The following is a 20175-nucleotide window of genomic DNA, read 5'->3' on the forward strand; positions in this document are numbered from 1 at the left end:
AGGCTTTTTTGTTGCCTATCCCAGGGCGTCCCGGAAACGGCCGTAATGGTAGTAGCCCCATTGTCCGAGGCGACGAAGCGGCGCCAGCGGAAAATGCGGCAAAGGCGTGCCATACAGCGGCAACTGGGGCGGCTTTACACCGCTTAGCATTCCCGCCAGGCGCCAGGCTGCCTGGGCCGAGAAAGACACACCTGCACCGCAATAACCCATGCTGTAACCCGCGCCGCCCTTGGTATACACATGGGGCATATCATCCATGGCGGCAGCAAGCCAGCCGTGCCAGTGATGGCTGAGCGAAACCCTGGATAACGCCGGAAACGCGCGGCACATGGCCTGTTGCAAGCGCCGCACATAAACATAGTCATCGGCATCCTTGCCCCACACCGCGCCGCGGCCACCAAACAGCAGCCGGTTGTCCGGCAGCAAACGGTAATAGTATTTGAGCACCCGGGTATCCATAGCTACCTGACGGCTGTATAGCCCGGCTTCACGAAGTAGCTCGTCACTGAGCGGTTCGGTAACTATGACATTGCTCAAAATCGGCAAAAAACGCCCGGCAAGCATGTCCGTCAGCGACGGCTGCGAATAGGCATTACCGGCATACACCAGCGCGTTTGCCTGCAGCTGGCCCTGGGAGGTTTCAAGCACATAGCCCGCTGCCTCCTGACGACTGCCAAGCACAGTGCTGCCTTCATTAATTACCACTCCGGCCTGTTCGGCAAGCTGTGCGTAACCCAGCAGCAACTTAAGCGGATTCAGGCCAAAACCGTCGGCAAGGCGCAATGCGCCGAAAGATTGCTGATGATAGAGAAACTCCGCTTTGAGCTGTTCAGGACTGATAAACTCGGCGCCCTGCCCCATATGGCGGGCAATAAAATCGGCACCGGCCTGCATTGAAGCCATTGCTTTGGGGCTGTGGGCAATTTTAAGGTAACCCTGCTGCTGAGGTTCACAGTCGATGGCAGTAGTACGGATAATATCCTCAACCCGGCTGACAGCCTCGGAAAATTCCTGATAAATGCCCTTGGCCGTATCAAGACTCCAGCGGGACGCCATTTGGGCGTAACTGAGGCGCCCCGAGCCTTTGAGCACAAAGCCGCCGTTACGGGCACTGGCGCCAAAACCTACCCGGTTGGCCTCAAGCACTGTGACCTCGCGGCCATATTCCGATGCCAGATACCAGGCCGTCAGCAGCCCGGTGAAACCGGCACCAATCACTACCACGTCCGCTTTGTGGCCGCCCTGCAACGGTGGTCTGGGCGGCGCCAATTCGGTCGTGCTACTCCAATAGGAGCGCGCCAGCGGCAGCCCGGCTGGGCACGAACTAACCAAAGGATCGTACACGGCGGGCTCCTTACAGCATCAACAGCATTTCACAGGCAGTGCAGTGGCAATCGTTACCGCACAGGGTGCACAGGTAATCGGGATTATCGTGGGATTGGTTCCAACGGTCCGGATGGGCCTTGATAAGCTTGCCCCCGGCCTTGGTAAAGTAGCGCACCGCCGCATTGTTGGGGCTTTCCTGCCACAGATGGGCCACCCCGGCTTTGGCGCCCTGCGCCTTGGCGGCGGCTGCGGCATTGGCAAGCAGCAAACCACCGAGGCCCTTGCCACGGGCGTGCTCAGCCAGGGTGTTGGATTTGAAATAACACACCTCTTCAATCGCCACTCCCCAAAGCTCGGGGCTGCACCAGGTATCAGGCTGCCAGTTTCCGGCCGCAACGGTCAGGCGAAACCCCAGCAGCTCACTGCCACTGCGGGCGACAAAACTGGCATTAATGCCCCCTTTCACGCCAGCGCGCCACAGCGCCTCAAGATGAGACAAGTCGAGATAGGCTTCACCGTGCACGGTTTCACCCAGCGCAAGCACATCGGCAAAGTCGGCAGGCTGCATTTCGAAGATGTCGATGGCCAGGGGATCGGCCGGCGGAGTTTGAGACGAAAGCATAGGGAACTCACAGATTTTGTTATTGTTTTGTGAAATCAGCCTATCATAGTCTTTTCGATAAAGGCAGGGCTAACCGGCGAGTGTTAACAAGTCTTAGGGAAGGTGGCCACAAACCAGGAGGCAAAAAAGGCAGTAATTGGTAGTATAATGGCCGCCAATAACCAAGGAGCCTATATGAAAGCCTTAGCAACTCTCACCACCACACTTGCGACTCTGGCACTGCTTGGCGGCTGCGCCGAGCTTAAAGACGCCGGGCGCACCGTGGGAGATACCACCAAGGACGTTACCCGCGAAATCGGCCACACCACCCGCGATGCCACCAAGGCGATTGGTCACGCTACCCGTGATGCCACCAAGGCCGTTGGCCATGCCTCCCGCGATGCTGTGAATTCGGTCAAAGAAGAGCTGTCGGAAGAGAAAAACTGACTGGCGTCCCTGCCGCCAGTTCACGCCCGGGATTAGCTCCTGGTTTCCAACAGAAGGGGTGAGCCATCAGGCGGCATAGACCCGCATCCCATGGGGGGTGGGCAATCCCTTCTCATTCACATGCACAAAAACCAGCTTTTCCACGGTCACCACAGGCAGCAGCGACACCTTGTTGCGCACCTTGGCACGCACCGTAATGGAGCTGTGCCCCATGCTGATAAGCTCGAAGCCAAACTCCAGCACATCACCAGCCCGCGCCGGCGTGATAAAGTTGATTTCGGCAATAAGTTTGGTGACATGCCGCTCGCTCTTCATCTGGCAGGCAGCAAAAATGGCCGCCTCTTCATCGAGCCAGCTGAGCAGCTGACCGCCGAACAGGGTATTGGCGGGATTGAGGTGATCGGGTTTAACCAAACGACGGCTCAGGTATTTCATGGGGTGTCCTCCGTGATGTTCACCCCAATGTCTTTGCAACCGCCGCGCCACAGTTGTTGCGCTTTATAAATCAATCAGTTGAAAAAATTCTTACCTCAATAGAGGTAAAAACTGCACCAAGTTTGCGCGTGCGTCTCCAAGAGCGCGCCGCGCTGGGGCATATTCTCAGCCCCGGCAGTTGAGCCGATAACAGGTCGCACTGGGTCAGTCGGGCTTACTGACAGATTGATTTAAGCGCCGCAATGAAGCTGTGTACATCTGTGCAGCTGATGTCCTTGTGGGTGACCAGACGAAGCTGCTTTGACGCTGAAATCACAAAACCACGGCTGCTGAGCTCGGCCGCGACAGCCTGAATATCGATATTGTCAGCCACCCTGGCAAACACCATATTGGTCTGCACCGACGCCATATCCACGTCAAAACCGTCGATTTGCGCAAGTTCCCGGGCCAGCAATGCCGCATTGTCATGATCGTCCGCCAGCCGTTCGACCTGCTGCTCCAGCGCCACTATGGCAGCGCCAGCAAGCACACCGGCCTGACGCATGCCCCCCCCCAGCATTTTGCGCCAGCGACGCGCCTTTTGAATAAGCCTGTCATCCCCAAGCAGCAGCGAGCCCACTGGCGCACACAGCCCCTTGGACAGACACAGGGATACCGAGTCGAAGTGACCGGCAATCTCCGCCATGGGCTTGTTCAGGGCCACCGCGGCATTGGCAAGCCGGGCGCCATCCAAATGAATTTTAAGGCCACGATTGAACGCCAGTGCCTGGGCTTCGGCCAAATAACTCATCGGCAGCACCTTACCGCCTATGGTGTTTTCAAGGCTCAAAAGACGGGTACGGGCATAGTGCACATCGTCAGGCTTAATGGCCGCCTCGATATCCTCAAGGGCGATGCTGCCATCGGCCTGGTTATTCAGTGGCTGCGGCTGAATACTGCCAAGCACTGCCGCGCCGCCGCCTTCGAAGCGGTAATTGTGGGCCTGCTGGCCGCAGATGTACTCGTCGCCGCGATCACAGTGACTCATCAGCGCCAGCAAATTGGCCTGTGTGCCCGAACTGGTAAACAGCGCATTGTCGAAACCCAGCATTTCTGCGGCCATGGCTTCCAGACGGTTGACCGTGGGATCATCTCCGTACACATCATCCCCCAGCGGCGCATCAAACATGGCGCGGCGCATGGCGTCGGTTGGTTGAGTCACGGTATCACTTCTGAAATCCACTGGCATTGGTTGTCCCCCCGCTAAGAAAAGTCACAGCCGATTATCAAGGCTAATGTCATGAAAGGCCAGCACAGCAACACTGTGAGCCGAACAGGCGTTCATCTGTGCCCGGAAACACCTGGTTCACACATTACATAATCTAATGCAAATCTTGAGCTAATCTTGGTTGAAAAGACCAGGTATTCAGGCAAAATGCAGCGTTTTTCACCCCATCGGAGCGCCACAGTGGCACAAACAGAATTCATTATGATCCTTTGGCTTATCGGTGTGCTTGCCGAGGCCATGACCGGTGCCCTCGCGGCCGGTCGCAAGCAGATGGATCTGTTCGGGGTAGTGATTATCGGTCTGGTCACCGCCGTGGGTGGTGGCACCCTTAGGGATATGCTGCTTGGCAACTATCCGCTGATCTGGATTGCCAACTGGCACTATTTGATTGCCATTGCCGCCGCTTCGCTGCTGACAGTATTGATTGCGCCGCTGATGCGTTATCTGGGCAGGCTGTTTTTGGCCATTGATGCACTGGGGCTGGCGGTATTTTCCATTACCGGCGCCCAAAAAACCCTGATGCTGGGTTTCAGCCCTGTGGTGGCCGTGGCCATGGGGGTAGTGACCGGCGTGTTTGGTGGGGTGCTTCGCGACATTCTCTGTAACGAGATCCCATTGATTTTCAGGCGTGAATTTTACGCACTCGCCTCAGCATTAACCGCCTCGGCCTATGTGCTGCTGGCCATGAGTGGCTTTGGCGGCTGGCCAAGTCTGCTGGGCTGTCTGCTGCTGGGCTTTGGCCTGAGGATGTGCGCTATCCGTTATCGCTGGTCAATGCCGACCTTTAATTACCAGAGCGATCCCCACGCCCACTGAGCCATATCAAGAAAAAGCGCCGCTATTGCGGCGCTTTTTTAATCACCGCACTATCAGCGGCTACTTATCTCAGTAAGCGCCTTGAGCGCCGCATCATAATCAGGGTGCTTGCTCACTTCCGGAACCAGCTCGCTGTATCTGAGCACGCCATCGGCATCAACAATAAAGATACTGCGGGCCAGCAGGCCTTTATTTTCAATCAGCAGACCGTACTCTTCGGCAAAGTTGCGCCAGACAGAGTCGGACAATACCTGAATATTTTCAACGCCTTCCACTTTGCAAAAACGCTTCTGGGCAAAGGGTAAGTCGGTGCTTAAGGTCAGCATGACCACCGACTTGGGATCAAACTTACCCACTTCATCGTTGAAGCGCTTGGTTTGCAGCGCACATACGCCGGTGTCGAGGCTCGGCACGGCGCTGATAAGCACTGTTTTGCCCTTAAAGTCACTCAGGGCGACCGGATTAAAGGCGCTGTCGACCACCCGAAATCCCGGCGCTGCCTGACCCACCTCAGGTAAGGTACCTGACAGGGCAACCGGTTTGCCTCCCATGGTCACGCTGGCGCGCTCGGCGGCGTATGGGCTGACACAAACAGCCATTAAGGCTGCCAATAACAGTGGTTTAAACATGGCGACTCTCCCTGAAGCTGTGCCTTTTTGCATGGACTGATGACCTGACGCCATCAGCACTATTAACCAAACAGTGTTGCAAAAAGCCTTTGCTATCGCCAGAGGCGGCAATAAAAAAGCCGGCAAAAGCCGGCTCTTTTCAGAATAACTGCTGATTATTTTGCAGCAGGCAATTCTTTTACGTGAATATCCATCTGCGGATAAGGAATGCCGATGTTGTTGGCATCCAGCGCGTTCTTGATTTGCTCCATCAGCTCGAACTTGGCAGCCCAGTAGTCGCCACCTTTCACCCATGGGCGAACCACGAAGTCGATGGAAGATGCACCCAGCTCGTTCAGCGCCACTGTGTAAGCAGGGTCTTTGAGCACATACTGGTTGTTATCCAGAATCTCGGTCAGCACCTTCTTGGTCAGAGCGATGTCGGCATCGTAAGACACGCCAATCACCAGATCCACACGGCGCTTGTCCATGGCGGAATAGTTGGTGATGGTGCCATTCATGATGGCAGAGTTAGGCGCGATGATGACCTTGTTGTCAGGAGTACGCAGCTTGGTAGAGAAGATAGTGATTTCATCAACGGTACCGGCAATGCCAGCGGCTTCGATATAGTCACCCACGCGGCATGGACGGAACAGAACCATCAGCACACCGGCAGCAAAGTTGGACAAAGAACCTTGCAGCGCCAGACCTACCGCCAGACCGGCGGCACCGATGACCGCAACCAGTGAGGCTGTCTGCACACCAATTTGGCCCAGGGTGGCAATGATGGTGAACACAAACACCACGGCCCATGCCAGGTTGGCCACAAACGAGGTGACGGTTTGGTCAATCTTACGGTTGGTCATCAACTTGGTGGTGACTTTCTTTACCACGTTGGAGATGTACTTACCCACCAGGAAGATGATGATGGCAAAAATAACTTTCATGCCGTAGGTCATCGCAAGCTCAGGGGCTTGATCGAGAAGCGCTTGGATATGTTCCATTAAGTTACTCCCTTAAAAAGTAGAAACGCTTTTTTTATTCAACAATTATCAGTATATCCACGCGGCGGTTTTGTTGTCTGCCGTACTCGGTTTCGTTGGAGGCGACCGGCTCGGAATCCCCACAGGATTCGAGACGGATCCGCGCCCTTTCAATGCCAAAGTCACCACTCAGCACAGCCGCCACATTTTCGGCTCGTGCAAGGGACAAGCGTCGGTTGACGTCATCCTTGCCGATAATATCGGTGTGCCCCTTAAGCAGCAGTGACACCTTTTGCTCCCTCACTGAATCTGCCAACCGCGCCAGCATGGCGGCATCTTCAAAGGGCACAAAAGCCGATCCGAATTCAAAATAAACCGATGGAATTTCAGCATGGTTACAATCGGCCGGAAACGGCTGATTGTCCGAGGTCATCAAGCACAGAGGAGAAGAAAAAGAAGGTTGAACTGCGCACCCGTTGGCGCCAACTTTGCTGCCTGCGGGAGTGCCGGGACATGCGTCCTTGAAGTCCGGTACCCCATCTCCATCTTTATCACTGTTTGCCTGCACGCAGGGTCCGTAAAGACACAGCAGCAGTAAACAGCCTTTTAGCCACGGATCCATAGTGAAATCCCTGAGGTTTAATCACGGACGCAGCATAATCTGCGCCATTTCAGGATCTTTCGACCCCATGATCAACGAATGATATTTTACTGCTTAATTCACAAAGAAAAAGCATTTTGTTTTCATCATGGGATAAGGCTAGCAGTAGTGTCTGGAAATTCAAACATTTGACTGACATCCTGCCGCGGCGGACTCAAGGCCCGCCTGCTGCCACCAGCCCTGCCATTGGGCCAGTCGACACAGCTGCGGATCCTGGTCGGCTGCGAGGGCGCGCATGCCCCCAAGCAGACGTGACAGCAACAGTTTGTCTTCTTCGAGTTGGGAGTGAAACAGCGGCGCATAAAAGCCGTGTCGGCCGCTCAGATCAAGCTGGGTATCAAAGCCGCGGCGAATACCGCTGATACACAGAGCACGGGCCTTGAAGTGCCAACGCTCAGGGCTTGGCAGCCCGAGGCGCTTTGGCACCTGGGTGAAGAGTAAAATCAGCGCCAGCATTCCGGGAGGGCTGGATTGCCAGTCATCCAGCTCGCCATTGGCGGCCTGTTGGATCAGTTCCCGCCAGCGGCTTGAGTGCGCGGCATCGGGCGTATCGCCCCCTTCCAAACTGTCAAACCAGGATGCCAAAAATGCCTGCATAGCGTAAGCCTTCTGCCAGATGCGTTACCCAATGCCTTTTTAGGCTGAGTAACAGCGCGGGTTAACAAAATAGCGGCGGCGCCTTAGTTTGTGCCACAAATGCCACCACCGGCTGGCAGCATAACAAGGCGTTCGCGGCGCTGCTGCTCGACTTTGGTCGAGTTGTACCCACGATTGGCAGCGCCCTTCACCGGCGGCGTGGCTTGCGTCTTTATGGATTGCAGGGCACAGGGCGGTGCCAGAGCGGCCGCAGCTTGTCGTACAGCCAAAAGAACAGGCCGCCATATACAAAGAAGAACAGCAAAAATCCGGCATCCAGCAGGAGCGCCTGCCACAGGCTTACATCCAGATACCAGGCAATCACAGGCACACTCACCAACACCAGCCCAAGCTCGAAGCCAAGCACATGCCCTACCCTCAGCCAAAAGCCGCGTTTGGCCCTTGGTACGACAATGGCGTTGTCGAACCAGAGGTTGTAGACGTAGTTCCACAAGAGCGCAAAGATGCACAGCAGCGCGCCTATCACCGTCATATGACCGTCACTTTCACCGGTCAGCCAGGCAGCCAGTGGTACCACCATCACCAGCCCCAACAGCTCAAACATCAGTGCCTGCAGCGCCCGCTCAGGCGTGCTCATTTCTGATTTGGTTATCTCAGCCGTCAGTTCAGACTTCGCTGCATTCGCATTGCCCATATGACCATTGCTCTTTTGGCCGTTGCACTTTTGCCTGTTGCTCTTTTGACCCTTGCCCATGTTCTGTCTCCCAAAAGATCCGACTACGGCCATTTTCTATCTGCTAAAATGCCAAATAAAGTTAGATACCATCTTGGATGTCGATATGTTTAGTCACGAGCAGCTACTTTGTTTTGTCACTACGGTGGAAGAAGGTTCCTTTTCCGGCGCCGCCAGACGTCTTGGCAAGGTGCAATCTGCGGTGAGTCAGCAGGTGATCAATATGGAAATCGACTGCGGCCATCAGTTATTCGACCGGACGGGCCGCTACCCTGCACTGACCGCTGAAGGTGAGCGGCTGCTTCCCTATGCCAAAGCCGTGCTTGGCCAGCAGCACAGGCTCAATCAGCAAGTTTCACTGCTTGGGCAAATCGGTCCTGCCAGTCTGACGCTCGCCTATGATGAAGGCATTCCCGAGCAGCAGCTTCTGCGGCTGCTGACCGAGCTGCCCGCTGCCTTTCCCGGGCTTAAAGTGGAAATTCTGTCTGCTGCGAGCAGCGATATTATCGAAATGACCCGCACCGGACGGGTGGGCGCAGGCTTGGTATTCAGTGAGGCGCTTTATCCGGAAGGCATGGATTTTGAGTCCATCGGCAGCGTACGCTTTGAGCCGGTGGTGGCAAGCCACCATCCGCTGGCCAAGCGCACCCTGGCACACATAGATGAGCTTAAGCTGCACCGACAGTTGGTAATAGGCGCCCGCGGGCAGCAGCGCAGCTTTCTGAGTGAGCCCCATTCCCCCGATGCCTGGTATGCAGACAACTACTTTGTGCTGATGACCCTGGTTCAGCAGGGGCTGGGATGGGCGCTGTTACCCAAACATCTGGTTGAGCGCGACTTGCTCAAGGGCAATATGCAACGGCTGCCCATCAGTTTTGAGTCTCTGGGGTGGCAGGCCAATGTGGATATCATCCAGCATCACAGCCTGTCGATGTCACCGCTGGGTCAGCACCTTCGAGCCGCGCTGCGGCTCAAATAGCGAGACATTTTTAATGGCGATAAAGCTCAAAGCCCTGAACTGAAACCCGAGGCATGAAAAAAGCGACCTATGGTCGCTTTTTGAGGTGCAAGTTTTACCTTCAGAGGCAATCACTTGTTATCAGGCTGCCACTGTGTTCTGGGCTGCCAGTTTTTGCAGGCTGTCAGTTGTTTTCTGGCTTGGGCGGATAATTCATCATCACGCTGGAGACGGCTTCACGCACCTTGGCTTCGCGCTCCTGCGGGGTGTTTTTATCGCGAATGGTGTCGGCCACTGAGCCGCGCCACACCAGCTTACCGGTTTTACTGTCAACCAAATCAATGATCAGCGTGCCCACTTCGTACTCGCGCACTGTGGTCTGGGTCTGCACATGGCCGCCCCAACCCCAGCCCGGGCCCCAATATGGGTTGTAGCCATAGTTGGTGTTGAAGGTGTCGACGTTGATTTTCTTGTCGACCTTGGTGAGGTAATTCACCAGCAGATCGGCACCCGCCTTATCGGTCTTGCTGAAGCCTTTTTGGTTAAGCTCGGCTTCAATGGCGTCGCGTACCCGCTGATCCATCAAACCATCCAGATGGTAACCGGCTTCATCGCCTTGTTTTTCAATCCAGCTATAGGTTTTGTACTGATTGAAGCTAACGCCGGGATCGAAGTCCCAGCTGGTATTCAGGCTGGAACAGGCACTGAGTGCCAGCGCTGCTGCCGCGATAATAAGTTTCTTCATAATAACTTCCCCGAAAAAGCGATTCTTCTGCTGGGTAAGACAGAAGGACGGTAAATTGGTTTCAGCTTAACTGCCATTTTTGTGAGTAACAACTGAAAAATATCACGATTTCCAGGTAGCACTTGACCCGGATAAAACATTTATTGATAATCATTATCAATTAGGTTTTACAGGAGGTTTGCCCGTGTACTGGTTTATCGCTGCCATTGTGATTGCATCTGCCGTGTTCTTTTTCGCCCCGGCGTCCAACAAGGTCAGTACCGACATCAGCACGGAAAACTCCAGCCTGACGAATCCCGGGCTACTACTTGTCTCCCTGCTGGTGACCAGCTGGTTACTGCTCACCCAGATCACCCCCGAGAAGTTATTGCCTGCCAGCCTGGCGCTGGCGATGTTGGCGCTGAGCGCCATTTTAACTGTGCCGAGCCTGCGCCGCTTTATGCTGCCGGCACTGCTGCTGACCTCGGCGTTGCTGCTGACCAATCTACTGCTGATGTTTTAAGCCCTGGTAGTCAGACAAGCCACCTGCGGGTGGCTTTTGTCGTTTGTCTAGGAGCCAAATGCCCGTGCACTCTGGTAAACTGGCAAAAATGCCCCGTGGAAAAAGCATCCCAAAATGAGAATCGATCCGAACGTATTACTGGTCTACAGCACAGATAAAGGCAGAATCGATGAGCCCAAGGAACAGGCCGAAGTCCCCAAAGGGGATGGCGTCGTCCGTATTCACAAAGACAGTAAAGGCCGTAAGGGCAAAGGTGTCAGCGTGATTAAAGGTCTGGGGCTGGACGTTAGTGAACTTAAAGAGCTGGCGCAAAAGCTGAAAAAACAGTGCGGCTGCGGCGGTACAGTCAAAGACTTTGATATTGAAATCCAAACCGACAATCGCGAGCAGCTAAAATCCTTGCTGGAAAAGCAAGGCTTCACGGTTAAACTCGCCGGGGGTTAGGCCTATGGACAGTCTTAAAAATCATTTACTTATTGCTATGCCAAGCCTTAATGACGGTTTTTTCGACCGCAGCGTTGTTTACCTGTGTGAGCACGATGCCAAGGGCGCCATGGGGCTGATGATCAATCGTCCGGTGGGTATGTCAATCAGGGATCTGCTTGTCCAGCTCGACCTGTTGCCGGAAGAAGGCATTTTACTGAGTGAAACCCGCGATCAGGTACTGGTGGGCGGCCCGGTGAATCCGGAGCGCGGCTTTGTGCTGCACACCACCCAGGGCGGCTGGGCCAATTCCAGTGCCTTGACCGACGAGCTGATGCTCACTACATCGCGGGATATTCTCTCATCCCTTGGCACCCACAAGGCTCCCAAGGACTTTGTGGTGGCGCTGGGCTATGCCGGTTGGAGTGCGGGCCAGCTCGAGCAGGAGCTTGCCGACAACAGCTGGCTCACCATCCCTGCCAGCGATGAAATTCTATTTGCCCTGCCCCACGAAGACCGCTGGCAACAGGCCAGCAAGTCGCTGGGCTTTGAACTGTGGCAGGTATCCAGCCAGACGGGACATGCCTGATGAGTACAGTGATGGGGTTTGATTTTGGTACCAAGAGCATAGGTATCGCCGTAGGCCAGTCGATTACCGGCAGCGCCAATCCGCTCACCTCGGTGAAGGCGGTAGATGGGATCCCCAATTGGGATGACATCGGCAAGCTGATTAACGAGTGGAAACCCGATTTATTGGTGATTGGCCTGCCACTGAACATGGATGGCACCGAGCAGGAAATGACCCAGCGGGCACGCAAGTTTGCCAACCGCCTGAATGGCCGTTTCGGGGTGAAGATTGCCACCCAGGATGAGCGCCTGACCACAGCTGATGCCAAGGCCAGGCTGTTTGAGCTTGGCGGATTCAAGGCGCTGACCAAGGGCCAGGTGGATGCGGTATCGGCGGTATTGATTGTCGAAAGCTACTTTGAAAATCAATATGGCGGCTGATATCGCCAATAAAAAACGCCGCTGATGCGGCGTTTTTTTGTTTCAGCCTGAACTTGCTTGCGATACCTCAAAGCGCCTTGGGCAACAGGGCCTCAATGGCAGCCTTAAGCTCCAGGCTGTCGGGCTTTACCCGTGAGTTGAATGCCTTTACTTCACTGCCATCGGCAGATACCAGATACTTGTAGAAATTCCACTTGGGCGAACCGGCTTTATCTCCCAGATACTCAAACACCGGGTTGGCGTCGCCGCCACGCACCGCCGAAGTGGCCAGCATGGTGAAGGTTACCCCGTAATTGAGATAACACACCTTGGCGGTGTCTTTTTCATCGTTTTCTTCCTGAAAGAAGTCATCGGAAGGAAAGCCCACCAGCACCAGTCCCTTGGGACCATATTCCTTATTCAGCTGCTCCAGTGCCTTAAACTGCGGGGTAAAACCACAATTACTGGCAGTGTTGATAAAGAGCACCGGCTTGCCGGCAGCAATGTCGCACAGGTTGACCGATTCGCTGGAGTGCAGCTTTCGAAACTCGTGGTTGAGATACGCAGGGCAAGCGGCCTGAGCGGCCACTGTTTGCTCCGCGGCGCCCCGAGCTTCAGAGCCCTGCACTTCCCCCTGTACTTCGGCGCCCTGCACTTCGGCGATTGCCGGATGAACACCTGCAATCAACAGTAATGGAAACAATAAACTACGCATCCTGACTCCTGAATATTAATGTCTTCAGTGACCTTTCCCGGCGTTAACCGGCCAATGAGGGAAAGTACTTGGTATAGGTGAGAGTACGCCACAAGCGGCCGCCGCGATCAAAAAACCAGGCATGCGCCTGGTTTTTGTTTACCGCTCGGGGTCAGTCCATATCCAGGGTCACGCCCTCGAGGAAACCTGAGCCTGTGCTTTCCGAGCCTGCCAGCTTGATCATCAAACGCAGGTCGTTTGGCGAGTCGGCGTGGTGCAGTGCATCGGCGTAGCTGATTTCACCTTCCTGATACAGCTGGAACAGCGCCTGGTCGAAGGTCTGCATCCCCTGCTCGTTGGACTTGGCCATGGTGTCTTTCAGCAAATGCAGCTCATTTTTCTGAATGATGCTGGACACACGGGGAGTGTTAATCAGAATTTCGATGGCGGCACGGCGACCTGTGCCATCGGCCTTGGGCACCAATTGCTGCGCCACAATGCCGCGCAGGTTAAGCGACAGGTCAAACAGCAACTGCTGGTGCTTACTTTCAGGCACCAGGTGCATGATACGGTCCAGCGCCTGGTTGGCGTTGTTGGCGTGCAGAGTTGCCATACACAGGTGACCGGTTTCGGCAAACGACAGGGCAAACTCCATGGTTTCCTGGCTGCGGATTTCACCGATAAGGATCACGTCCGGCGCCTGACGTAGCGAGCTTTTCAGCGCTGCATCGAAGGAGTCGGTATCAATGCCCACTTCGCGCTGGGTAATGATGCTCTTGCGGTGGTCGTGCACAAATTCCACCGGATCTTCGATAGTCAGAATATGGCCGCGCTCATGGGCGTTACGGTAACCCACCATGGCCGCGAGCGACGTTGACTTACCTGTACCCGTACCACCCACCATGATGATAAGACCGCGCTTGCTCATCACCAGATCTTTCAGTACCGGCGGCAGCTTCAGATCTTCCATCTCGGGGATGCGGGTTTCGATACGACGCATCACGCAGCCAGGCGATTCACGTTGCCAAAAGGCGCTCACACGAAAACGACCAAGATCTTTGGCGGCAAAAGCGAAGTTACATTCGCGGCTTTCGTGGAATTCTTTCTTTTGCGCATCGCTCATCAGCGATTCAACAAAGTCCAGCGACTGCGCCGGGCTGAATGGATTTTCCGCCAGCGGCCGCAGCTCACCATCAATTTTGGCGCTGGGCGGAAAGCCTGCGGTGATGAATAAATCCGAGGCTTTACGCTCGACCATCACCTTCAAAAAGGGACGTACATCCATGGTTAATCCTTAAAATGTCGCCTGCTTGTTGGAACTCTTGGCCATGGCATCTTCACGGGTGATGAGACCACGGTTCACCAGGTTGGCCAGACACTGCTCGAGGGTCTGCATGCCGTGGGCCATACCGGTTTGAATGGCCGAATACATCTGCGCCACCTTGTCCTCACGGATAAGGTTACGGATAGCCGGAGTACCCATCATGATTTCGTGCGCCGCCACCCGGCCGCCGCCAATCTTTTTGATCAGGGTCTGGGAAATTACGGCCTGCAGGGATTCTGACAACATGGTACGCACCATGTCTTTTTCACCGGCGGGGAATACGTCAACCACACGGTCGATGGTCTTGGCCGCCGAGGTGGTGTGCAGGGTGCCGAAAACCAGGTGACCGGTTTCTGCGGCTGTCATGGCCAGACGAATGGTTTCAAGGTCACGCATCTCACCCACCAGGATCACGTCGGGGTCTTCACGGAGCGCGCTTCGAAGGGCGGCGTTAAAGCTGTGGGTGTGGCGGTGCACTTCACGCTGGTTAATCAGACACTGTTTGTTCTGATGCACAAATTCGATAGGGTCTTCGATGGTCAGGATGTGGTCGTGACGGTTTTCGTTCACGTAGTCAATCATACCTGCCAGGGTGGTACTTTTACCGGAACCGGTTGGGCCGGTTACCAGCACCAGACCACGGGGGAAACTGGCGATTTTTTTGAAGATTTCCGGCGCGCCCAGCTGCTCAAGGGTCAGGATCTGGCTGGGAATGGTACGGAACACCGCCGCCGCACCGCGGGACTGGTTAAAGGCGTTCACACGGAAACGGGCGAGATTGGGCACTTCGAAGGAAAAGTCGATTTCCAGGTGCTCTTCATAGTCTTTGCGCTGCTTGTCATTCATAATGTCGTACACCAAGGAGTGTACGCCGGCATGATCGAGTGCAGGCAGATTGATTTTACGCACTTCGCCGTCCACACGGATCATGGGGGGAACCCCGGCAGACAGGTGTAGATCCGAGGCTTTGTGTTTTACACTAAACGCCAGTAACTCTGTGATTTCCATGGTATGGGATATCCATTCAACCGATTGATTACATGATGACAACAATAGCAGACAGACTGGCTCTCGCCCAGCAGCGAATCACCCAAGCGGCGCAAAATTCTTCAAGAAACCCATCAGAAATCAAACTCCTTGCGGTCAGTAAAACCAAACCTGTGGCCGATATACAGGCAGCCTTTGCCGCCGGGCAGAACTGCTTTGGTGAAAACTACGTTCAGGAAGGGGTTTCCAAGATAGAAGCCCTTGGCGAGTCTTGTCCCGGTATCGAGTGGCATTTCATAGGCCCACTGCAATCCAACAAGAGCCGTCTGGTGGCCGAACACTTCGATTGGATGCATACCTTAAGCTCAGAAAAACTGGCAACCCGGCTTGCCAATCAGCGCCCGGCCGCACTGGCCCCGCTCAATGTGCTGATTCAGGTGAATATCAGCGAAGAAGACAGCAAATCCGGCATCGGCGCTGATGAGATAGCAGCCATTGCCGACGTCATCTGCGCCCTGCCCCAGCTAAAACTCAGAGGCCTGATGGCGATTCCTGCGGCTACCGAAGATGAAACCCGTGCCCGCGCCGAGCTTGGCGCCATGAAAACCCTGTTCGATGCCCTCAAACAAAGCCATGGCGAGCGGGCACAAATCGATACCCTGTCCATGGGCATGAGCGGCGATCTGGAACTTGCCATCGCCGCTGGCTCAACCATGGTTCGCATCGGCAGCGCCATTTTTGGCGAACGCGACTACGCCAAGTCAAGCTGACATATCAATCAAACCCGGGCCGATTTCAGCAGGCTGATTTTTACTGATTGCATTGTTTTTGCAGCACCCGGCCCCCATATTGACCCTATAACACAGCCCAAGAGGCCCTGTAGATGCAACAAAAGAAAATCTGTTTTATCGGCGCCGGCAATATGAGCCGGGCCATCATCGGCGGACTGGTAAAAAGTGGCTACGACGCAGCCCTTATCACTGCCACCAACCCAAGTGCCGCCAAACTTGAGGCGCTGGCAGCCGATTACGGCATCAATACCTCCCACGATAACCTCGATGCCGCCAGCAATGCCGATGTGATTTTGCTGTCGGTGAAGCCCCAGCTGATGCAAGGGGTTTGCGAAGCGCTGGCCGATGTTATCGATGGCAAGCTGCTTATCACCATAGCCGCGGGTATTCCTGAAAGCCGCTATCATGATTACTTCGGCAAGCAGGTCAAACTTATCCGCACCATGCCAAATACCCCAATGCAGCTGGGGCTGGGGATGACAGGCCTCTACGCCCCTGCCGGCATCAGCGAAGATGACAAAGCCTTTGCCGAGCACCTTATGCGTGCCTGTGGCGATGTGGTGTGGGTCGCCGATGAGTCTGGTATCGATAAGGTAATTGCACTTGCAGGCAGTTCACCGGCCTATTTTTTCCTGTTCATTGAGGCCATGATAGAAGCCGGTGTGCAGATGGGGCTCCCCGAAGCCGACGCCCGCACCCTGGCGCAGCAGGCTGCCGTTGGCGCCGCTGCCATGGTTAAGCAAAATCCGGATCTCACCCCGGCCGAGCTCAGGGCCAATGTAACCTCCAAGGGCGGCACCACCGCCGAGGCCATTGCCACCTTCGAAGCCGGTGGGCTTCGCAGCCTGGTCAAGGACGCCATGGGCAATTGCATCAAGCGCGCCGAAGAGATGGCCAAAAGCTTTTAACGGCACGAATTTTGGGAACTGATTGTTTAAACCCGTTTTAGAAACTAAGGGCAAACTTCATGAATGCGATGGTTTTTTTGGTTAACACCCTGTTTGACCTCTACCTGATGGTGGTGATCTTGAGGATTTGGCTGCAGCTGGCCAGAGCCGACTTCTACAACCCCTTCAGCCAGTTTGTGGTAAAAGCCACTCATCCGGTGATTGCACCGCTGCGCCGCATTTTGCCTCCTATCGGCAAACTGGACACCGCCTCCGTGCTGCTGGCCATTACCGTGGTAGTGGTGAAAATGCTGGTGCTGACCCTGATAGCAGGGGCTGTCATCAACCTGCCCACCATACTCGCTTACTCAGTGGTGGCGGTGATTAAAAACGCCGGTGTGCTCTTCTTCTGGATGCTGCTTATCCGCGCCATCCTCAGCTGGTTCAATCAGGGTTATAACCCCTTTATCATGGTGATTGCCCAGCTGACCGAGCCTGTGCTGGCGCCGGTACGCCGTATCATTCCACCCATAGGTGGCCTGGATTTGTCGGTACTGGTAGTGTTTATCGCCCTTAACTTTATCAATATGCTGCTGTCGCAGTACGTGCCCTTCTGGGCTTATATCTGATGCAAGCCATCAGATACGACAACGACGATCTGCTGCTGGCCTTGTACGTTCAGCCCAAGGCCAGCCGGGACGACCTGATGGGGCTGCACGGCGAGGAGCTTAAACTCGCCATCACAGCGCCACCGGTGGACGGCAAGGCCAATGCCCATATCTGCAAGCTGCTGGCCAAGCGCTTTAAAGTCGCCAAGGGCAATGTGGTCATTGAGCGCGGCGAACTAGGCCGCCACAAGCTCATCCGCATCAAAAGCCCCAGCCAAATCCCGGAAGATTTCAAAGCGTTTTTATAAAACAGCCACCCCGGCGAAATGTCAGTCGCGTTTCGCCGGTTTATACTTATGCAATACGTCCATTTCAGGAGGACAGGATTATGTTGCGTCAACTCTGCGCAGTATTGGTACTGACCGCCAGCCTCTGTGGCCTGGCCAGCGCCGAACAAAAGGAACAGGTAGGTCAGTACGATATCCACTACATGGCTCTGCCGAGTACCTTCCTCACCCCCACCATCGCCAAAAACTATGGCATTGAGCGTTCCAGCTACAAGGGCATAGTCAATATTGCCGTGCTCGACACCGCCGAAGCCGGTAACCCTGCAGTCCCCGTTGAGATCAGCGGCGTGGCCAATAACCTGCTGGATGCCAAGGTAGAACTCAAGTTCCGTGAAATCCGCGAAGGCGCGGCAATCTATTACATTGCCGAGGTGCCGGTTCGCAACGACGAAGAAATCAACTTCCAGATTGCGGTCAAAAGCGGTAACAAGCTAAATACCACATTGAAATTCAAGCAGAAGTTCTACATAGACTGACAAATTTCACAGCCGATAAGCCTGCATTCGCAGGCTTTGTTTTTTCTGTCCTTTGAAGGTGTCCTTGGGTATCATGGCGCCACGTTGAAATGGCGCCCGAAACATTGCTGTGGTGCGCCTTCCAAGCCTATCGGGGGTAATGATGAAAAAGATGGTTCTTGCCAGTGGCAACAAAGGAAAGCTGAAAGAATTCAATGAAATGTTCGCTTCGTTTGACGTTGAGGTTGTAGCTCAAAGCGAGTTTCAGGTACCCGATGTCGAAGAAACCGGCACCACCTTCGTTGAAAACGCCATCATCAAGGCCCGCCACGCCGCCGCCATTACCGGTCTGCCTGCCATTGCCGACGATTCAGGGCTCGAAGTAGACGCCCTCGAAGGTGCCCCGGGCATCTATTCCGCCCGCTATGCAGGCGTTGGCGCCAAAGACACCGACAACTGGCAAAAGCTGCTCGGCGCCCTCGAACAAGAAACTGAGCGTCGTGCCCGCTTCCAGTGCGTGCTGGTATTTATGCGCCACGCCAAGGACCCAACCCCCATCATCTGCCAGGCCGCCTGGGAAGGTCGCATCGGCTTTGAAGCCAAGGGCGACAATGGCCACGGATACGACCCGATTTTCATCGCCGAAGGCGGCGAGCTGACCGCAGCCGAAATGTCATCCGAAGCCAAAAATGCCGTCAGCCATCGCGGTAAGGCGCTGGCGCTGCTGCTGGCTGAGTTCAAGGCCAAGGGTATCATCTGAATTCTATGAGCCAAGCCGTGACCCAGGGCAGCCCCTCTTTAACGCTGCCACCGCTGAGCCTGTACGTACACATCCCCTGGTGCGTGCAAAAATGCCCCTATTGCGACTTTAATTCCCATGGCAAGCAAGGCGAGCTGCCACAGGAAGAGTATGTCGACGATTTGCTTAAGGATCTGGATGCCGACCTTGGTTATGTTCAAGGCCGCAAACTGCACAGCATCTTTATCGGCGGTGGCACGCCATCGTTGTTTGATGCCAGCGCCATTGGCAGGCTGCTTGATGGCGTAAAGCAGCGCATCCCCTTTGAAGCCGATATCGAAATCACCATGGAGGCCAACCCCGGCACCCTGGAACATGACGATTTCAGCGCCTATCGCAGCGCCGGGGTCACCCGCCTGTCGGTTGGGGTGCAAAGCTTTTCCAAAGACAAGCTCAATCTGCTTGGCCGCATTCACGGCAAGGATGAAGCCACCCGCGCCGCCGAGCTTGCCAAAGCCGCAGGTTATCAAAGCTTTAACCTGGATTTGATGCACGGCCTGCCCAATCAGTCATTCGATGAGGCCATGGCCGATATCGATACTGCCGCCAGCCTGAACCCGCCGCATCTGTCCTGGTATCAGCTCACCATTGAGCCCAACACCCTGTTCCATTCGCGGCCGCCGCAATTGCCTGATGATGAAGATCTGTGGCGCATCTATGAACAAGGTCAGAAAAAACTGGCGGCGCTTGGCTATGAGCAATACGAAATTTCGGCCTATGCCAAACCGGGCTTCCAGTGTCGCCATAACCTCAATTACTGGCAGTTTGGCGACTACCTCGGCATCGGCTGCGGCGCCCATGGCAAACTGACTCTGGCGTCAGAAAACCGCATTGTGCGCACGGTAAAAATTAAGCATCCCAAAGGTTATCTGGGTGCCAGCGACTTTATGTTCGAGTGCTCAGAGGTGGCTGAAGAAGACCGGCCGCTCGAGTACCTGATGAACCGGCTGCGGCTGATGAGCCCTATTCCCAAGGCCGAGTTTGAAAGCCGCACCGGAATCGCTGCCGATGCTATTGCGGAGGGTATGCACAGCGCCGCCGAACGTGGCCTGATAGAAATCAGCGACAGCCACTGGACCCTTACCCCCAAGGGTCATATGTTCGTCAACGATCTGCTGTCGCAGTTTTTATGATCTTTGAGTGCGCAGGGTTCACGGCTGACTGAAAAAAGCCGTGATACCGCGCACATCGAAA

At 55.1% G+C, this 20175-nt stretch carries 27 protein-coding genes; 14 read left to right on the top strand and 13 right to left on the bottom strand.

Annotated features, from left to right (window positions below):
• Positions 1 to 15 precede the first annotated feature (15 nt).
• Both STH12_RS11130 and STH12_RS11135 read right to left on the bottom strand, forming a co-directional pair.
• A complete protein-coding gene (locus STH12_RS11130) occupies positions 16 to 1344 on the bottom strand; it encodes an NAD(P)/FAD-dependent oxidoreductase (protein WP_126167616.1) in 1329 nt (442 codons plus the stop codon).
• 10 nt (positions 1345 to 1354) lie between these two features.
• On the bottom strand, positions 1355 to 1948 hold the full coding sequence (locus tag STH12_RS11135; protein WP_126167617.1) for a GNAT family N-acetyltransferase: 594 nt from the start codon (positions 1946 to 1948) through the stop codon (positions 1355 to 1357).
• A 174-nt stretch (positions 1949 to 2122) separates the two neighbouring features.
• On the opposite strand from STH12_RS11135, the gene STH12_RS11140 reads away from it, so the two are divergent.
• Positions 2123 to 2374, top strand: a complete 252-nt coding sequence (locus STH12_RS11140) for a hypothetical protein (RefSeq protein ID WP_126167618.1) — start codon at positions 2123 to 2125, stop codon at positions 2372 to 2374.
• 66 nt (positions 2375 to 2440) lie between these two features.
• On the opposite strand, the gene STH12_RS11145 is transcribed toward STH12_RS11140, so the two are convergent.
• Positions 2441 to 2809, bottom strand: coding sequence for an acyl-CoA thioesterase (locus tag STH12_RS11145; protein ID WP_126167619.1), 369 nt, complete (start codon positions 2807 to 2809; stop codon positions 2441 to 2443).
• A gap of 214 nt (positions 2810 to 3023) precedes the next feature.
• Entirely contained in the window at positions 3024 to 4037 is a 1014-nt protein-coding gene (gene ltaE, locus STH12_RS11150) for a low-specificity L-threonine aldolase (protein ID WP_126167620.1), read from the bottom strand.
• Positions 4038 to 4256: 219 nt separating this feature from the next.
• Here ltaE and STH12_RS11155 point away from each other — a divergent pair, with 219 nt between their 5' ends.
• The gene (locus STH12_RS11155; protein ID WP_164551194.1) at positions 4257 to 4892 is read left to right on the top strand and encodes a trimeric intracellular cation channel family protein; all 636 of its coding nucleotides are present in this window, start codon (positions 4257 to 4259) and stop codon (positions 4890 to 4892) included.
• A gap of 53 nt (positions 4893 to 4945) precedes the next feature.
• On the opposite strand, the gene tpx is transcribed toward STH12_RS11155, so the two are convergent.
• The 5 genes from tpx to STH12_RS11180 all read right to left on the bottom strand — a co-directional run bounded on the left by tpx (position 4946) and on the right by STH12_RS11180 (position 8495).
• The gene (gene tpx / locus STH12_RS11160; protein ID WP_126167622.1) at positions 4946 to 5521 is read right to left on the bottom strand and encodes a thiol peroxidase; all 576 of its coding nucleotides are present in this window, start codon (positions 5519 to 5521) and stop codon (positions 4946 to 4948) included.
• 155 nt (positions 5522 to 5676) lie between these two features.
• Positions 5677 to 6504 carry a mechanosensitive ion channel family protein gene (locus STH12_RS11165; protein WP_126167623.1) on the bottom strand — a complete coding sequence of 276 codons (828 nt, stop codon included), beginning with the start codon at positions 6502 to 6504 and terminating at the stop codon, positions 5677 to 5679.
• Positions 6505 to 6538: 34 nt separating this feature from the next.
• The gene (locus STH12_RS11170; RefSeq protein ID WP_126167624.1) at positions 6539 to 7105 is read right to left on the bottom strand and encodes an OmpA family protein; all 567 of its coding nucleotides are present in this window, start codon (positions 7103 to 7105) and stop codon (positions 6539 to 6541) included.
• Positions 7106 to 7264: 159 nt separating this feature from the next.
• Positions 7265 to 7741, bottom strand: a complete 477-nt coding sequence (locus STH12_RS11175) for a DUF924 family protein (RefSeq protein WP_126167625.1) — start codon at positions 7739 to 7741, stop codon at positions 7265 to 7267.
• A 211-nt stretch (positions 7742 to 7952) separates the two neighbouring features.
• On the bottom strand, positions 7953 to 8495 hold the full coding sequence (locus tag STH12_RS11180) for a PACE efflux transporter (RefSeq protein ID WP_237158590.1): 543 nt from the start codon (positions 8493 to 8495) through the stop codon (positions 7953 to 7955).
• A gap of 85 nt (positions 8496 to 8580) precedes the next feature.
• Between STH12_RS11180 and STH12_RS11185 the strand changes: the two genes are divergently transcribed.
• On the top strand, positions 8581 to 9453 hold the full coding sequence (locus STH12_RS11185; RefSeq protein ID WP_126167626.1) for a LysR family transcriptional regulator: 873 nt from the start codon (positions 8581 to 8583) through the stop codon (positions 9451 to 9453).
• A gap of 163 nt (positions 9454 to 9616) precedes the next feature.
• On the opposite strand, the gene STH12_RS11190 is transcribed toward STH12_RS11185, so the two are convergent.
• Positions 9617 to 10177, bottom strand: a complete 561-nt coding sequence (locus STH12_RS11190) for a DUF4136 domain-containing protein (protein WP_126167627.1) — start codon at positions 10175 to 10177, stop codon at positions 9617 to 9619.
• Positions 10178 to 10361: 184 nt separating this feature from the next.
• On the opposite strand from STH12_RS11190, the gene STH12_RS11195 reads away from it, so the two are divergent.
• The 4 genes from STH12_RS11195 to ruvX all read left to right on the top strand — a co-directional run bounded on the left by STH12_RS11195 (position 10362) and on the right by ruvX (position 12110).
• Entirely contained in the window at positions 10362 to 10679 is a 318-nt protein-coding gene (locus tag STH12_RS11195) for a hypothetical protein (RefSeq protein ID WP_126167628.1), read from the top strand.
• A 114-nt stretch (positions 10680 to 10793) separates the two neighbouring features.
• Positions 10794 to 11123 (top strand): stress response translation initiation inhibitor YciH, encoded by a 330-nt coding sequence (gene yciH / locus STH12_RS11200; RefSeq protein ID WP_126167629.1) that lies wholly within the window; start codon positions 10794 to 10796, stop codon positions 11121 to 11123.
• Between the two features lie 4 nt (positions 11124 to 11127).
• Complete coding sequence (locus STH12_RS11205) at positions 11128 to 11691, top strand: YqgE/AlgH family protein (protein WP_126167630.1); 564 nt, start codon at positions 11128 to 11130, stop codon at positions 11689 to 11691.
• A complete protein-coding gene (gene ruvX / locus STH12_RS11210) occupies positions 11691 to 12110 on the top strand; it encodes a Holliday junction resolvase RuvX (RefSeq protein ID WP_126167631.1) in 420 nt (139 codons plus the stop codon). Before STH12_RS11205 ends, ruvX begins: the two co-directional genes overlap by 1 nt.
• 67 nt (positions 12111 to 12177) lie before the next feature.
• On the opposite strand, the gene STH12_RS11215 is transcribed toward ruvX, so the two are convergent.
• From STH12_RS11215 to STH12_RS11225, 3 genes are all read right to left on the bottom strand, one after another.
• Entirely contained in the window at positions 12178 to 12804 is a 627-nt protein-coding gene (locus tag STH12_RS11215; RefSeq protein WP_237158593.1) for a glutathione peroxidase, read from the bottom strand.
• A gap of 151 nt (positions 12805 to 12955) precedes the next feature.
• A complete protein-coding gene (locus STH12_RS11220; protein WP_126167632.1) occupies positions 12956 to 14068 on the bottom strand; it encodes a PilT/PilU family type 4a pilus ATPase in 1113 nt (370 codons plus the stop codon).
• A gap of 9 nt (positions 14069 to 14077) precedes the next feature.
• A complete protein-coding gene (locus STH12_RS11225) occupies positions 14078 to 15115 on the bottom strand; it encodes a type IV pilus twitching motility protein PilT (protein ID WP_126167633.1) in 1038 nt (345 codons plus the stop codon).
• 35 nt (positions 15116 to 15150) lie between these two features.
• Here STH12_RS11225 and STH12_RS11230 point away from each other — a divergent pair, with 35 nt between their 5' ends.
• The 7 genes from STH12_RS11230 to hemW all read left to right on the top strand — a co-directional run bounded on the left by STH12_RS11230 (position 15151) and on the right by hemW (position 20114).
• Positions 15151 to 15864, top strand: a complete 714-nt coding sequence (locus tag STH12_RS11230; protein ID WP_126167634.1) for a YggS family pyridoxal phosphate-dependent enzyme — start codon at positions 15151 to 15153, stop codon at positions 15862 to 15864.
• A gap of 113 nt (positions 15865 to 15977) precedes the next feature.
• Positions 15978 to 16793, top strand: a complete 816-nt coding sequence (proC, locus tag STH12_RS11235) for a pyrroline-5-carboxylate reductase (RefSeq protein WP_126167635.1) — start codon at positions 15978 to 15980, stop codon at positions 16791 to 16793.
• A gap of 59 nt (positions 16794 to 16852) precedes the next feature.
• Positions 16853 to 17401, top strand: coding sequence for a YggT family protein (locus STH12_RS11240; protein ID WP_126167636.1), 549 nt, complete (start codon positions 16853 to 16855; stop codon positions 17399 to 17401).
• Positions 17401 to 17688, top strand: a complete 288-nt coding sequence (gene yggU, locus STH12_RS11245) for a DUF167 family protein YggU (RefSeq protein WP_218567740.1) — start codon at positions 17401 to 17403, stop codon at positions 17686 to 17688. The genes STH12_RS11240 and yggU overlap by 1 nt, the downstream gene beginning before the upstream one ends.
• Before the next feature lie 80 nt (positions 17689 to 17768).
• Entirely contained in the window at positions 17769 to 18203 is a 435-nt protein-coding gene (locus STH12_RS11250) for a DUF4426 domain-containing protein (protein WP_126167638.1), read from the top strand.
• Positions 18204 to 18345: 142 nt separating this feature from the next.
• Entirely contained in the window at positions 18346 to 18942 is a 597-nt protein-coding gene (gene rdgB / locus STH12_RS11255; protein ID WP_126167639.1) for an RdgB/HAM1 family non-canonical purine NTP pyrophosphatase, read from the top strand.
• Positions 18943 to 18947: 5 nt separating this feature from the next.
• Positions 18948 to 20114, top strand: a complete 1167-nt coding sequence (gene hemW, locus STH12_RS11260) for a radical SAM family heme chaperone HemW (protein WP_126167640.1) — start codon at positions 18948 to 18950, stop codon at positions 20112 to 20114.
• The last annotated feature ends 61 nt before the right edge of the window (positions 20115 to 20175 follow it).

This window comes from Shewanella khirikhana (assembly GCF_003957745.1).
In the GTDB taxonomy this organism is placed as follows: Bacteria; Pseudomonadota; Gammaproteobacteria; order Enterobacterales; family Shewanellaceae; genus Shewanella; species Shewanella khirikhana.

Coding starts and splice junctions, on each gene's coding strand:
- STH12_RS11135 (WP_126167617.1), bottom strand. CDS start 1,948: ATGCTTTCGTCTCAAACTCCGCCGGCCGATCCCCTGGCCATCGACATC.
- STH12_RS11140 (WP_126167618.1), top strand. CDS start 2,123: ATGAAAGCCTTAGCAACTCTCACCACCACACTTGCGACTCTGGCACTG.
- STH12_RS11145 (WP_126167619.1), bottom strand. CDS start 2,809: ATGAAATACCTGAGCCGTCGTTTGGTTAAACCCGATCACCTCAATCCC.
- ltaE (WP_126167620.1), bottom strand. CDS start 4,037: ATGCCAGTGGATTTCAGAAGTGATACCGTGACTCAACCAACCGACGCC.
- tpx (WP_126167622.1), bottom strand. CDS start 5,521: ATGTTTAAACCACTGTTATTGGCAGCCTTAATGGCTGTTTGTGTCAGC.
- STH12_RS11165 (WP_126167623.1), bottom strand. CDS start 6,504: ATGGAACATATCCAAGCGCTTCTCGATCAAGCCCCTGAGCTTGCGATG.
- STH12_RS11170 (WP_126167624.1), bottom strand. CDS start 7,105: ATGGATCCGTGGCTAAAAGGCTGTTTACTGCTGCTGTGTCTTTACGGA.
- STH12_RS11175 (WP_126167625.1), bottom strand. CDS start 7,741: ATGCAGGCATTTTTGGCATCCTGGTTTGACAGTTTGGAAGGGGGCGAT.
- STH12_RS11180 (WP_237158590.1), bottom strand. CDS start 8,495: ATGGGCAAGGGTCAAAAGAGCAACAGGCAAAAGTGCAACGGCCAAAAG.
- STH12_RS11185 (WP_126167626.1), top strand. CDS start 8,581: ATGTTTAGTCACGAGCAGCTACTTTGTTTTGTCACTACGGTGGAAGAA.
- STH12_RS11190 (WP_126167627.1), bottom strand. CDS start 10,177: ATGAAGAAACTTATTATCGCGGCAGCAGCGCTGGCACTCAGTGCCTGT.
- yciH (WP_126167629.1), top strand. CDS start 10,794: ATGAGAATCGATCCGAACGTATTACTGGTCTACAGCACAGATAAAGGC.
- STH12_RS11205 (WP_126167630.1), top strand. CDS start 11,128: ATGGACAGTCTTAAAAATCATTTACTTATTGCTATGCCAAGCCTTAAT.
- ruvX (WP_126167631.1), top strand. CDS start 11,691: ATGAGTACAGTGATGGGGTTTGATTTTGGTACCAAGAGCATAGGTATC.
- STH12_RS11215 (WP_237158593.1), bottom strand. CDS start 12,804: ATGCGTAGTTTATTGTTTCCATTACTGTTGATTGCAGGTGTTCATCCG.
- STH12_RS11220 (WP_126167632.1), bottom strand. CDS start 14,068: ATGGATGTACGTCCCTTTTTGAAGGTGATGGTCGAGCGTAAAGCCTCG.
- STH12_RS11225 (WP_126167633.1), bottom strand. CDS start 15,115: ATGGAAATCACAGAGTTACTGGCGTTTAGTGTAAAACACAAAGCCTCG.
- STH12_RS11230 (WP_126167634.1), top strand. CDS start 15,151: ATGACAACAATAGCAGACAGACTGGCTCTCGCCCAGCAGCGAATCACC.
- proC (WP_126167635.1), top strand. CDS start 15,978: ATGCAACAAAAGAAAATCTGTTTTATCGGCGCCGGCAATATGAGCCGG.
- STH12_RS11240 (WP_126167636.1), top strand. CDS start 16,853: ATGAATGCGATGGTTTTTTTGGTTAACACCCTGTTTGACCTCTACCTG.
- yggU (WP_218567740.1), top strand. CDS start 17,401: ATGCAAGCCATCAGATACGACAACGACGATCTGCTGCTGGCCTTGTAC.
- STH12_RS11250 (WP_126167638.1), top strand. CDS start 17,769: ATGTTGCGTCAACTCTGCGCAGTATTGGTACTGACCGCCAGCCTCTGT.
- rdgB (WP_126167639.1), top strand. CDS start 18,346: ATGAAAAAGATGGTTCTTGCCAGTGGCAACAAAGGAAAGCTGAAAGAA.
- hemW (WP_126167640.1), top strand. CDS start 18,948: ATGAGCCAAGCCGTGACCCAGGGCAGCCCCTCTTTAACGCTGCCACCG.